A 12,365-nucleotide genomic window follows, 5' to 3' on the forward strand; every position below is an offset into this window, starting at 1 on the left:
TATTCAACGGTTTTTTGTTTAGTTAAAGCTAAATGTAAATAACAATTGCTAACTTTACCATTTATTTAAATTAAAAGAATGAAAAAAATAGTTATTATAAATGGGCCTAATTTAAATTTATTGGGTAAGAGAGAACCTACTATTTACGGGAGTAACTCTTTTGAAGAATTTTATGAAAGTTTACAAAAGAAATATACTTCTTTGAATTTAAGCTATTATCAATCTAATATTGAGGGAGAGCTCATAAATAAGTTGCATGAAATAGGTTTTAGTTATGATGGCATAATTTTAAACGCGGCTGCTTATACTCATACTTCTATAGCAATAGCTGATGCAATAAAAGCAATAAATACTCCAGTAATAGAAGTTCATATATCTAATGTGTATTCAAGAGATAAATTTAGACATAAAAGTTATTTAGCACCTAATGTTAAAGGAATAATTACGGGTTTTGGTTTACAAAGCTATGAACTAGCTATTCAAAGTTTTTTGTAAATTTCACAAGGTATAGATACCTAATTCCAAGCAGAATAATAAAACAAATTAATTCTTTGGGGAAAAGTTGAATTCGCAATATCCAAATAATTGGAATTAATACAAGCAAAACAAGTAAAAATATAAGATATTTAGAAATCCACTTTGGTGGATTTCTTTTATTTATAAGAAAAGAAATTATAATGTTGGGAGCAAAGCCCCAAAGAATATTAAAATTATTAGGAGCTGTTGAATGATTAGTGAAAAACCATAAGAAAACAATTAAAACGCCTAAAAGACCAGTTGTAAAAAGAATTAAAAAGTCTAACCATTTTGATCTTGAACTATTTTTAAAGTCTTTATAGGTTATATATAACCCGACAAGGAGTAGTATGAAAAAGATGATAAAAGGACTAACAGCGTCTGGTTGTAACTTTTTTTCAGGGTAGTCTAAAAGATTTTTAGTAGTAACAATTAAATTTTCTTCTTTTCCATTTTTAATAACTTTAGAACAGGCTAAAGATTTAAAAACATAGTCAGGTAGATATAAATATTCTTTTGAAGTAGCTATCTTATCTAATTTACTACCTAAAGCAATGTTAATACCTAAGCTTCCCCATGTGTTTGTATGTATTTCATTGTTCATTAGTTCTCTTATAGATAGATTTTTGACAACAAAATCATCCTTGAAAATAACACTTTTCCCTAATACATTTTTAATAATATCTGCTGGTTTTGTTGAGCAGTTATTATAGAAAGGATCATAAAAATAACTCGCATTTTTTGGTAGAGCATTGTTTTCTAGATAGCTAAAAAAACTATTTTTTTGTTCGTTGGTAAGATTTAAAATTTGCTCTTTAGCCCATCTTTTGTCATCATTATAATGTTTCAATGAAGGAGGGAAAGAATAACGGACTAGTTTGTATTTCATATAACCTTTCGTAAAGTTTACATAAAAGTTACTTTCAGTTAAATCAAAAAAACCGTAATTGTAGATTAAGTCTAATTGTAAAACAGGGTCTTTTATTCTGATAGCTGTATGTCCAAACTTTTCATAAAGTGCATACCCAGGCCCGTAAGTTAATACACTAATTTCTGAGTAAGCTGAAAGCTGAAATAGCTGTTGAGCTTTAGAAACATTCAAAATAAAAAATATAAAGAATAAAGTAAGGTATTTTTTAAGCATAGTTATCATCTAAAAAAACTGTAATCAAATTTAATAGAAAAAATGTTAGAATATAAAGCATTACCAATACTACCAATATTTGTTAAGGCGTAATCAATTTGCACACCTTTATAATTAAAACCAACCCCTAAATTAGGTTGAATACTAGTAGATGTACTTCCATCAAATTCAGTAATATTTTGAATATTACCAATACCTAAACGTAAAAATACCATTTTTTCATAGTCTACTTGTAGTCCTAATGAAGGATCTATACTAACAAAATTTGAAGCAATGATGTCATTGGTTTTAGTAAACCTCATGTTTAAATCAATTTCAGCAAGTAAACTAAAAGAACGATTAATAGAAAAACTTTTGGCAATTCCTAATTGAGCTTTTGGTTTTGTTATTTCAGTAGTTTCAGGTAACTCTTGATTTTTTCCAGGAATAGCATTTTTTATTTTATCAAATTCTGTCTTATTAATAGCCCATGTGTTAAATGTAGTTGTAATATCTCTAACCATTAAACCAAACTTCCAATTATTTCTTTCAAATTGTATTCCTGCATCAAAACCAAAGCCCCAAGAAGAGGCAAAACCACCAATTATTCTTCGAACAATTTTAGCGTTTATTCCAAGTTGGAAACCATCTAAAATCATTTTTCTAGCATATCCTATATTAAAAGCATAATCGGCAGCCGAAAAAAGGCTTATTCTGTTATAATCAATGTTACCTTGACTATCAATTAATTCAGTTGTGTTTAAAATATCATCAACACCAAAACGAATTATAGCTATACCTAAAGCACTTTTTTGATCTAAAGGCATTGCAAAACCAGCAAAGTTGTAGTTTGCAATTCCAGCAAAGTAGGAAGCATGCATTAATGAGCCTTGATAATCTTCAATAGCTACTAATCCTGCAGGATTCCAATAAATAGAATTAACATCATTAGTTGAAGCTACTACAGATTTGCTCATACCTAAAGCACCAGCATCAACTCCAATATTTAAAAATTCGTTTGAATAATTTCTAAATTGAGCATGAATAGTACTAGTTAGTAAAACTATAATAAATAAAAAACGTGTTTTCAATAGTTAAGGTTAAATGATATACAAATATCTAAAATACAAAGAACATAACTACCATTTTTAGTAGATATTGTTTTTAACATCTTTAACTTATTTAAAACTTAGGTTAAACTAATTTTTTCATTAATAAAACTAATAATTTTATGCTCTAACCAATAATTGTGTGTATTTGTGAAGGAGGATAAAAAACCAACATGCCCACCATAGTTTGGGGTTAGCAAATAAAAATTATTAGAGTTCTCGGCTTCCCTGTATGGATAACATTCTTTCGTTAAAAAGCTGTCATCAAGTGAGTTTATTAGTAATGTAGTGTGTTTTATATGAGGTATATAAGGCTTAGAGCTTGCTTTTTCCCAATAGTCTTCAGAGCTTTTAAAGCCAAATACAGGAACAGTATACTGCTTTTCTATATGCCTAAAACGAGTTGCTTTGAATAATAATTTTTTATCAAGTTTAAATTCAGGAAATATTTCAGATTTTTTAAGAAGTTTTAGTTTCATTGTTCTTAAGAACTCAGTTAAATATATTTTATTTTTAAATTTAGAAAGTTCAGCTTGTGAAGCAGTTAAATCAATTGGGACTGAAATAGCAATTCCTCCTTTTATTTGTTCAGGGATAGTATCGTATTCACCTAAGTATTTTAAAGTTAAATTTCCACCTAAGCTAAATCCAACAATTAGAATATTTTTATATTCATATTCTTGGCATAAATAATTTATAATAAAATCTACATCGTCAGTTTTACCGCTGTGATAAGTGCCTAATAATAAATTATCTTCACCACTGCAGCCTCTGAGGTTCATACAAACTGTATCATAGCCATTTTTATTAAGTTCTTTAGAAGTAGTAATCATATAATTTGAATTAGAACTTCCTTCTAAACCATGAATAAGTAAAATAAGAGTCTTCGAGCCAATACAAGAAAAATCTAAATCAATAAAGTCATTATCCCATGTTGTAACTCTTTTCCGATGATAATTAATAGTATCTTTCATAAACAAAGGACGATAAATTGTGTTGAAATGAGGGTTCCTAAAAGGTAAATCTGGTGTGAAGTTGGTTGATATTTTAGGCATATGATGTTATTTTTAGCTATTTTTAACAAATATGACAAAAAACAATGAAAAAGTAAAACTGATAAAATGATTTCTTATTTTCGCCTTTAAATTCTATACACTATGAGTATAAAAAAACATATACCTAATCTAATTACATTAGGGAATTTATTATGTGGAACAATCGCCACGATTTTTGCAGTTAAAGGAGATTTTGTTGGTGCAGCAGTTTTGGTAATTATTGGTATTGGGCTAGATTTTTTTGATGGGTTTGCTGCTAGGTTATTAAAAGTACAAGGTGATTTAGGGAAACAGTTAGATTCTTTGGCAGATATGGTAACAAGTGGAGTAGTACCTGGCATTATAATGTTACAATTATTAGTCAATGCAATAGACATTGATGCAGTTGGGTATTTTGGTATTGATGAGTATGGAAAAACAGGAAGTAATTTACCTTATTTGGGTTTATTATTAACATTAGGTGCGGGATATCGCTTAGCAAAATTTAATATTGATGAACGTCAATCAGATAGTTTTATAGGTTTACCAACTCCGGCAATGAGTTTGTTTGTTATCTCATTACCATTAATAGTTGATTATTCTGATTTTTCATTTTTTAATAATATAGTTCAAAGCAAATATTTTTTAATAGTTATAACAGTACTATTAAGTTTTGTTATGAACATGGAATTACCATTATTTTCTTTAAAATTTAAAACTTTTTCTTTTAAAGAAAATTTAGTTAAGTATTTGTTTTTAATGATCTCATTAATTCTTCTTGTAATATTGAAGTTTGTAGCAATTCCTTTAATTATACTATTGTATATAATAGTTTCATTAGTTCAAAATATAATTAATAAAAATAGACTACTATAGAAGAATGTTAGATTTAGAATTAGATAGATTTTTTATCAATACTTTTAGTGAAGTAATATTAATGTATGTACTATATTTCTTGATGTATTGTTGTGTATTCTAAAACTTCTTTTTCTTTAATTCAAAATCTTTACCTAAATATACTCTACGAACAGTTTCATCTTCAGCCAATTCCTCTGGTGTTCCTTCTTTAAGTATACCACCATTAAACATTAAATATGTTCTATCGGTAATAGCTAAAGTAGCTTGAACATCATGGTCGGTAATTAAAATTCCAATATTTTTGTTTTTTAATTGAGCTACAATTCCTTGGATGTCCTCAACAGCAATAGGATCAACACCTGCAAAAGGTTCATCTAGTAAAATAAATTTAGGATCAGATGCTAAACACCTAGCAATTTCGGTTCTTCTGCGTTCTCCTCCAGAAAGTAAATCGCCTCTATTTTTTCGAACATGTCCAAGACTAAACTCTTCGATTAGTTCTTCCAAACGATTTTTTCTTTGTTCTTTTGTTCTGTCGGTGAACTCTAAAACAGACATAATATTATCTTCTACAGAAAGTTTTCTGAAAACGGAAGCTTCTTGTGCTAAATAACCAATTCCCTTTTGAGAACGCTTGTACATTGCATCTTCAGTAATTTCTTCATTGTCTAAGAAAATGGTTCCTCCATTAGGTTTTATCATTCCCACTATCATATAAAAAGAAGTAGTTTTACCAGCTCCATTAGGGCCTAATAATCCAATAATTTCTCCTTGTTCTACTTCTAAAGAAATTCCTTTTACAACTTTTCGTCTGCCGTAAAGTTTTTGTATGTTATTTGCTTTTAATTTCATTTGTGAGTTTAAAAGTTACCTATTTTAAAAAATAAAGGTAGGTAAAAGTGGTTATTAGCTGCATTAAAACATTGTTAAATTGTTTAATTGCTTTCTAAAACTTCCCAATATTCGTAGGCTTTACGTAAATGTGGTATAACAATTGTACCTCCAACCAAAGTAGCAATACTTAAAGTTTCCATTACTTCTTCTTTTGTAACGCCACTTTTGTATGCTGTTTCTAAATGATAGGCAATACAATCATCGCAACGTAAAACGGCAGAAGCAACTAAACCCAGTAGTTCTTTAGTTTTCACTGGTAAGTGACCTTCTTTAAAAGCGTTTGTATCTAGATTAAAAATGCGTTTAATTATTTTATTATCATTAGATAATATCTTTTCGTTCATTTTTGAACGATACTCATTAAACTCTTGGACTTTTTGAGACATTTTTTTGTTGTTTTTTTATTACAAATTTAGAAACATAAATACTTATTTCATACAATATCATAATTGGTACAGAAACTATAACTTGACTACCTACATCTGGTGGGGTAATAATAGCTGATAAAATTAATACAACTACTAATGCATGTTTACGATATTTACGTAAAAATTGAGGCGTTATAAGTCCTATTTTTGATAAGAAAAAAATGACAACAGGTAATTCGAAAAATATAGCTACTCCTAATAAAGTATTTGTAATTAAACTGATATAGGCACCTAATTTAAAGTTTTTTACAATAGAATCTCCAATAGAGAAATTATAAAAGAAGAAAACTGACATAGGTAAAATTACATAATAGCTAAATAGAACACCTAAAAAAAATAATAGCGAAGAGGTAAAAATAAATCCTCGAGATTTTTTTCTTTCAGAGGTATGCAAGCCAGGAGCAATAAAACGCCAGAACTCCCACAAGATATAAGGGAAAGCTATGACAAAACCTAGTATTAATGATGACCAAATAGCAGTCATTAATTCTTCAGTAGGGTTTAAAACTTGTAATTCTTGAGCAAACTCTATGTTGCAAAAATCGCTATCTATTCCTATAGAAGAAAAAGCTTTACAAAAAAACTGATATGTTGTGAAATCAGGTTTTAGATGTGCCAATAAAAATTCATTAAAAATGAAATTAATATTAACAAATATTACTATCGCTAAAATAAATATTGCAGTAAAACTTCTAACTAAATGCCATCTTAACTCTTCAAGATGGTCTAAAAAAGACATTTCTTTGGTAGCCATTGTTAAAATATTCCTTCTTTTATTAAATCATGTAAATGTACAACACCAACATATTTATTTGTATCATCGATAGCTAATATTTGTGTAATACTATTATTTTCTAGAGTGTCTAAGGCATCAATAGCCATAGCATCTATGTGTATTGTCTTTGGGTTTCTGCTCATTATATCATTCGCGGTAAGCTTATCAATCTTGGTAGTTTTAGAAAGCATACGCCTAATGTCACCATCTGTAATAATTCCAACAATAGAATCATTAGTATCAACAACAGCAGTAACACCTAATCTTTTTTCTGATATTTCAATAATGACTTTTGTAACAGGATCAGAAATTTTTATTTTAGGTAATTCATTATTTTTAATAAGATCAGAAACACGTAAATATAATCGTTTTCCTAAAGCCCCACCAGGGTGGTATTTTGCAAAATCACTGCTGGTAAAGCCTCTTAATTCTAGTAAACAAACAGCTAAAGCGTCACCTAAAACTAATTGAGCAGTAGTACTAGAAGTAGGAGCTAAATTGTTAGGACATACTTCTTTTTCAACATAAGAATTCAGTAAAAAGTCTGCATTTTTCCCTAAAAAGGAATCAGGATTACCTGTAATTGCAATTATTTTATTGTTAGAACTTTTAATTAAAGGCACTAAAACTTTTATTTCAGGAGTATTTCCACTTTTGGAAATACAGATAACAGTGTCACTTTGCTGAACATTCCCTAAATCACCATGAATAGCATCAGCTGCATGCATAAAAACTGCGGGAGTTCCTGTAGAATTTAAGGTAGCAACAATTTTAGAAGCTATGTTAGCACTCTTACCAATACCAGTAACAATTACACGACCTTTAGAATTTAGTATAAAGTTTACAGCATTTATAAACGAGTTATTTAATAAATTTGCTAAATTAGCAATAGCATTACTTTGAGAAAGTAATGTTTCTTTAGCAATTGAAAGGATATCGCTTGAGTTTTTCAAGTTTAATAGTTTAAGTATAATTTAAAAGTGTAAAAATAGAAATATTTTAGGTACAAAATCTTTTAATAAAAAGAAAGTTTATATCTTTTTATTAATAGTTTTTTTATAACTTAGATTTCTGTTTTTATTTTTATATTAAAAGAAATGAGTATAGAGCAGTCGGATTTATATGAAGCATTAAAGAAAATCTTTGGATTTAATAAGTTTAAAGGTTTACAAGAAAATGTAGTAAATAGCATTTTAAATAATGAGAACACATTTGTTATCATGCCTACGGGGGGAGGTAAATCATTATGTTATCAATTACCAGCATTAATGAAAGAAGGAACAGCTATAGTTGTTTCTCCATTAATTGCTTTGATGAAAAATCAGGTTGATGCTATAAGGGGGATTTCAGAGAATAAAGGAATAGCACATGTTTTAAATTCATCTTTGAATAAAACAGAAATAGGCCAAGTAAAATCTGATATAGAGAATGGAATAACTAAGTTGTTATACGTTGCTCCTGAGTCACTAATAAAAGAAGAATATGTAGCCTTTTTAAGGCAACAAAAAATTTCTTTTGTTGCTATTGACGAAGCTCACTGTATTTCAGAGTGGGGACATGATTTTAGACCCGAATATAGAAACCTTAGATCAATTATCAAACAAATTGATAATGTTCCTATAATAGGATTAACAGCTACAGCTACTGAAAAAGTTCAAGAAGATATATTAAAAACACTTGGTATGAGTGATGCTAATGTTTTTAAAGCTTCTTTTAATAGAGCTAACTTGTTTTATGAAGTACGGCCAAAAACTAAAGAAATAGAGAAAGATATTATTCGCTTTATTAAAACTAGAATAGGTAAATCAGGAATTATTTATTGTTTAAGCCGTAAAAAAGTAGAGGAAATAGCTCAAGTTTTGCAAGTAAATGGTATAAATGCTGTACCTTATCATGCTGGATTAGACGCTAAAACTAGAGTCAAACATCAAGATATGTTTTTGATGGAAGATTGTGATGTTGTAGTAGCTACTATTGCGTTTGGTATGGGAATAGATAAACCAGATGTTCGTTTTGTTATTCATCATGATATTCCTAAAAGTTTAGAAAGCTATTACCAAGAAACTGGTAGAGCTGGAAGAGATGGTGGAGAAGGATATTGTTTAACGTTTTATTCATATAAAGATATTGAAAAGCTAGAGAAGTTTATGGCAAATAAACCTGTAGCTGAACAAGAAGTTGGCCATGCCCTTTTACAAGAGGTTGTTGGTTATGCTGAAACTTCAATGAATAGACGTAAATATTTACTGCATTATTTTGGAGAAGAGTTTGATGCTGTAAATGGTGAAGGTGCTGATTTAGATGATAATATGCGTAATCCAAAGAAAAAGCATGAGGCTGATAAAGAAGTTGTAAAGTTACTCTCAGTAATTAGAGATACTAATGAAATGTACAAGCCTAAAGAGGTGGTTAATACAATAATTGGTAAGGAAAACGCATTGCTAAAATCCCACAAAACAACACAACAACCATTTTTTGGAATAGGAAAAGATAAGGATAATCATTACTGGATGGCTTTAATACGTCAAGTGTTAGTAGTTGATTTAATTAGAAAGGAAATTGAACAGTATGGAGTTTTAAAATTGACTAAAAAAGGAAGAGAATTTATAGAAAACCCTACGTCATTCATGATGACTGAAAATCATGTATATGCAACTGATGATGATGGAACTATTATTACTAATACTAAGTCTGCTGGTGCTGGAGTAGATAATAAATTAGTAACAATGTTAAAAGACTTAAGGAAAAACGTAGGTAAAAAATTAGGAGTACCACCATTTGCAGTTTTTCAAGATCCTTCTATTGACGATATGGCGTTAAAATATCCAATCAACCTAGAAGAATTATCTAAAGTTCACGGAGTTGGAGAAGGTAAAGCTAAAAAGTATGGTAAAGATTTTGTCAAGTTGATAGCAAATTATGTAGAGGAAAATGAGGTAATGCGTCCAGATGATTTAATAGTAAAGAGTACTGGTGTAAATTCTGGCTTAAAGCTATATATTATTCAAAATACCGATAGAAAGTTACCATTAGAAGATATAGCAAAATCAAAAGGTTTAGAGATGCCTGAATTAATTAAAGAAATGGAAGCTATTGTTTTTTCTGGTACAAAATTAAATATTGATTATGCTATAGAGGATTTGTTAGACGAAGATCAACAGGAAGAGATAAGTGAATATTTTATGGAGGCAGAAACTGATAAAATACAAGATGCACTTGACGAATTTGAAGGAGACTATGATGATGATGAACTTCGATTAATGCGAATAAGATTTATGAGTGAAGTAGCAAATTAAATTATACACTTTGTGTAAATTAAGATGAATAAATAAGAATTATATTTATGGGCGCAAGAGTTTAATCTCTTGCGTTTTGGTTTGTAATAGTTACTGCTAGAAAGTGCAATTTTGAATTTCATAGTTTCTTTAAATTAGAAAAAATAAAAACACCTAGTGTAATTTGTACAAGATTGTTTTAAATGCAAAAAATAAAAATTAAGTTTTTTATATTGATGTTATAAAATATATTATTCTGTTACTTATACTATAATTTCCAGTCAAACTTATTAAAAATAACGTTCCAATCCTGAGGGAAATTTGATTTTAATTTGATTTTTTTGTTGAAAAAAGGATGTATAAACTCAAGTGAATATGCATGTAAGAATAAATTACCACAATCAAAATTATTAATAAACATCAAGTTATGATTTTTGTCTCCATATTTTGGGTCACCTATAAGAGGGTGACTTATTTTATTTGTATGTATCCGTAATTGATGTAATCTTCCAGTTTTGGGAGTTAACTTCAGTAAACTGTACCTTGATGTATCATAGGGTTTTACAGGTATGTTTAAAGTTGTTTTTTTTATAGTTTCAATTTGAGTCTCAGCTTCTTTATACACATTTGAATCACGTCCTTTTACAGGGGTATCAATAGTGGTAAATGATGGTGAATGGCCTCTTACAATCCCGAAATAAACTTTCTGAATTAATTTTTCAGTGAAAAGACTTTGAAATTTAGAAACAAATTTGGTTTGTTTAGCGAGTAAAATGATTCCTGAAGTTTTTCTGTCTAACCTATGAATAGGATAGAATTTACCCCCAATTTGTTCATTTAATAATTGTAATAATGATTTTTCGTCAGCAACATTTCTTGAATGATGTGCATGATGAACAACAACATTGTTAGGTTTTGTTACGCAAACTATATACTCGTCTTGATAAATAATTTCTAGTTTCAAAATTAATGATACTGTTTAAATTTATAATTGTACTTCTTTTTTTAAATATAAAAGCATAACTAATGAAAGAACTCCACAAGCTAAAAACCCAACAAATAAAGGTAGGGATGTGGTTGTAATAAAGCTGCCTATAAACATAGCTATGGGTACAGCCATTATTGTAGAAATAAAACCATTAAATGCTGCGCCAATCCCAGCAATGTGACCTATAGGCTGCATTGCTAATGATCTTAGATTTCCAAATAAAAAACCTATCGAAAAAAATTGAAGAGCAAAAAATACCAGAATAATTTCAATACTAGGATTGTTAGAACCAAAAAATAAAACAATATAAATAACAGGAATTAAAATGAAAATATAAGTAAAAAAATAGACTAACTTAAACATACCAAACCTCATAACTAAAGTTCCATTTAAAAAAGTAGCAAAACCTACAGAGATAGCTAATCCAGCAAAAATAAAAGGAAACTCTTCAGATAAATTATATTGTTCTTGAAAAATATGTTGAGAAGCACTTAAATACACCATAAAAGATCCTGTAATTAACCCCGATATTAAAGTAAAAACAAATGCTTGTTTTTGTTTTTTAAATTCTTTGTATCCATTGATAAAAAGTTTGTAAGATAAAGGTGCCTTATGTTCTTTTTTTAATGTTTCAGGTTGTCTTTTCCAAAGCCATATCATGATTAATACTCCAAATATTAATTGGCTATAGAATATAGATTTCCAGCCGTAGTTATCAAGCATAATTTTACCTAAAGAAGGGGCCACAACAGGAACTAAAATAAAAATAACAACTATAAATGACATTATCTTAGCCATATAATTACCACTAAAACTATCTCGTACCATGGCTATACTTATGGTTCTAGGAGCAGAAAGTCCGATTCCTTGTAAAATTCTACCAACAACCATCATTTCAATGCTAGAAGAAGTTATGCAAATAAAACTAGCTAAAACAAAAATAAAAAAACCGAAATATATTATTGGTTTTCTACCAAAGCTATCAGAGATGGGACCTGCAATTAATTGACCAAATCCAAGCCCTAAAAAAATCATTGTAACAAGAAGTTGATTATCACTTGAACCCTTAAGATTGATAGAATATCCTATTTGATTCAAAGCAGGAAGTAAAGCATCAATAGATAGAGCGACTAATGACATTAAAGAAGCCATCAAAGTAATGAATTCTAATCTAGAATTATTTGAAGTTTTATGCATTCAACAAAATTACAACAACTAGTAAATTAAATGGTAAAAAAAGGAAACTAAAAAATAAAAATGGGGCTATTAGCTTTAAGAAGGGTTAAGGTTCACTAATAGCACCCAGTATATAATTAATTTGTGATAAAACAATTAAAAAGTAAAATACCCTACCTTTTTTTTAAA

Annotated in this window: 12 protein-coding genes; 3 read left to right on the forward strand and 9 right to left on the reverse strand. The window is 28.8% G+C overall.

All coding sequences use genetic code 11. The features are described 5' to 3' along the window. The first annotated feature begins 78 nt into the window (after positions 1-78). Entirely contained in the window at positions 79-495 is a 417-nt protein-coding gene (gene aroQ, locus ACMFBB_RS00480; protein WP_435262515.1) for a type II 3-dehydroquinate dehydratase, read from the forward strand. On the opposite strand, the gene ACMFBB_RS00485 is transcribed toward aroQ, so the two are convergent. The 3 genes from ACMFBB_RS00485 to ACMFBB_RS00495 all read right to left on the reverse strand — a co-directional run bounded on the left by ACMFBB_RS00485 (position 476) and on the right by ACMFBB_RS00495 (position 3,803). After that, on the reverse strand, positions 476-1,618 hold the full coding sequence (locus tag ACMFBB_RS00485) for a DUF4105 domain-containing protein (RefSeq protein ID WP_435262516.1): 1,143 nt from the start codon (positions 1,616-1,618) through the stop codon (positions 476-478). The two genes, aroQ and ACMFBB_RS00485, sit on opposite strands and share 20 nt — an antisense overlap. Before the next feature lie 47 nt (positions 1,619-1,665). Continuing rightward, complete coding sequence (locus ACMFBB_RS00490) at positions 1,666-2,730, reverse strand: PorV/PorQ family protein (RefSeq protein WP_435262517.1); 1,065 nt, start codon at positions 2,728-2,730, stop codon at positions 1,666-1,668. A gap of 98 nt (positions 2,731-2,828) precedes the next feature. Next, positions 2,829-3,803 carry a YheT family hydrolase gene (locus tag ACMFBB_RS00495; RefSeq protein WP_435262518.1) on the reverse strand — a complete coding sequence of 325 codons (975 nt, stop codon included), beginning with the start codon at positions 3,801-3,803 and terminating at the stop codon, positions 2,829-2,831. Positions 3,804-3,911: 108 nt separating this feature from the next. Here ACMFBB_RS00495 and ACMFBB_RS00500 point away from each other — a divergent pair, with 108 nt between their 5' ends. Beyond that, positions 3,912-4,658, forward strand: coding sequence for a CDP-alcohol phosphatidyltransferase family protein (locus tag ACMFBB_RS00500; RefSeq protein ID WP_435264344.1), 747 nt, complete (start codon positions 3,912-3,914; stop codon positions 4,656-4,658). Between the two features lie 99 nt (positions 4,659-4,757). Here ACMFBB_RS00500 and lptB read toward each other — a convergent pair whose 3' ends face one another. The 4 genes from lptB to ACMFBB_RS00520 form a co-directional block, all read right to left on the reverse strand. After that, entirely contained in the window at positions 4,758-5,492 is a 735-nt protein-coding gene (lptB, locus tag ACMFBB_RS00505; protein ID WP_435262519.1) for an LPS export ABC transporter ATP-binding protein, read from the reverse strand. An 83-nt stretch (positions 5,493-5,575) separates the two neighbouring features. Next, positions 5,576-5,920 (reverse strand): carboxymuconolactone decarboxylase family protein, encoded by a 345-nt coding sequence (locus ACMFBB_RS00510; protein WP_435262520.1) that lies wholly within the window; start codon positions 5,918-5,920, stop codon positions 5,576-5,578. Then, positions 5,895-6,716: a twin-arginine translocase subunit TatC gene (tatC, locus tag ACMFBB_RS00515; protein WP_435262521.1), complete on the reverse strand. Its 822-nt coding sequence runs from the start codon at positions 6,714-6,716 to the stop codon at positions 5,895-5,897. The genes ACMFBB_RS00510 and tatC overlap by 26 nt, the downstream gene beginning before the upstream one ends. Before the next feature lie 2 nt (positions 6,717-6,718). Beyond that, positions 6,719-7,690, reverse strand: coding sequence for a KpsF/GutQ family sugar-phosphate isomerase (locus ACMFBB_RS00520; protein WP_435262522.1), 972 nt, complete (start codon positions 7,688-7,690; stop codon positions 6,719-6,721). A gap of 144 nt (positions 7,691-7,834) precedes the next feature. Between ACMFBB_RS00520 and recQ the strand changes: the two genes are divergently transcribed. Next, positions 7,835-10,033 (forward strand): DNA helicase RecQ, encoded by a 2,199-nt coding sequence (gene recQ / locus ACMFBB_RS00525; RefSeq protein WP_435262523.1) that lies wholly within the window; start codon positions 7,835-7,837, stop codon positions 10,031-10,033. A gap of 247 nt (positions 10,034-10,280) precedes the next feature. Here the strand turns inward: recQ and ACMFBB_RS00530 are convergent, their stop codons facing one another. Both ACMFBB_RS00530 and ACMFBB_RS00535 read right to left on the reverse strand, forming a co-directional pair. Continuing rightward, positions 10,281-10,976: a pseudouridine synthase gene (locus ACMFBB_RS00530; RefSeq protein ID WP_435262524.1), complete on the reverse strand. Its 696-nt coding sequence runs from the start codon at positions 10,974-10,976 to the stop codon at positions 10,281-10,283. Positions 10,977-10,997: 21 nt separating this feature from the next. Further along, positions 10,998-12,197, reverse strand: coding sequence for a multidrug effflux MFS transporter (locus ACMFBB_RS00535; RefSeq protein ID WP_435262525.1), 1,200 nt, complete (start codon positions 12,195-12,197; stop codon positions 10,998-11,000). Positions 12,198-12,365: the final 168 nt, after the last annotated feature.

Origin of the sequence: Tenacibaculum sp. nBUS_03, from assembly GCF_051201695.1 — a bacterium.
GTDB lineage: Bacteria > Bacteroidota > Bacteroidia > Flavobacteriales > Flavobacteriaceae > Polaribacter.

What these genes read in the sequence shown, in the direction of transcription:
- aroQ (WP_435262515.1), top strand. Translation starts at nt 79, where the DNA reads ATGAAAAAAATAGTTATTATAAATGGGCCTAATTTAAATTTATTGGGT.
- ACMFBB_RS00495 (WP_435262518.1), bottom strand. Translation starts at nt 3,803, where the DNA reads ATGCCTAAAATATCAACCAACTTCACACCAGATTTACCTTTTAGGAAC.
- lptB (WP_435262519.1), bottom strand. Translation starts at nt 5,492, where the DNA reads ATGAAATTAAAAGCAAATAACATACAAAAACTTTACGGCAGACGAAAA.
- ACMFBB_RS00510 (WP_435262520.1), bottom strand. Translation starts at nt 5,920, where the DNA reads ATGTCTCAAAAAGTCCAAGAGTTTAATGAGTATCGTTCAAAAATGAAC.
- tatC (WP_435262521.1), bottom strand. Translation starts at nt 6,716, where the DNA reads ATGGCTACCAAAGAAATGTCTTTTTTAGACCATCTTGAAGAGTTAAGA.
- recQ (WP_435262523.1), top strand. Translation starts at nt 7,835, where the DNA reads ATGAGTATAGAGCAGTCGGATTTATATGAAGCATTAAAGAAAATCTTT.
- ACMFBB_RS00535 (WP_435262525.1), bottom strand. Translation starts at nt 12,197, where the DNA reads ATGCATAAAACTTCAAATAATTCTAGATTAGAATTCATTACTTTGATG.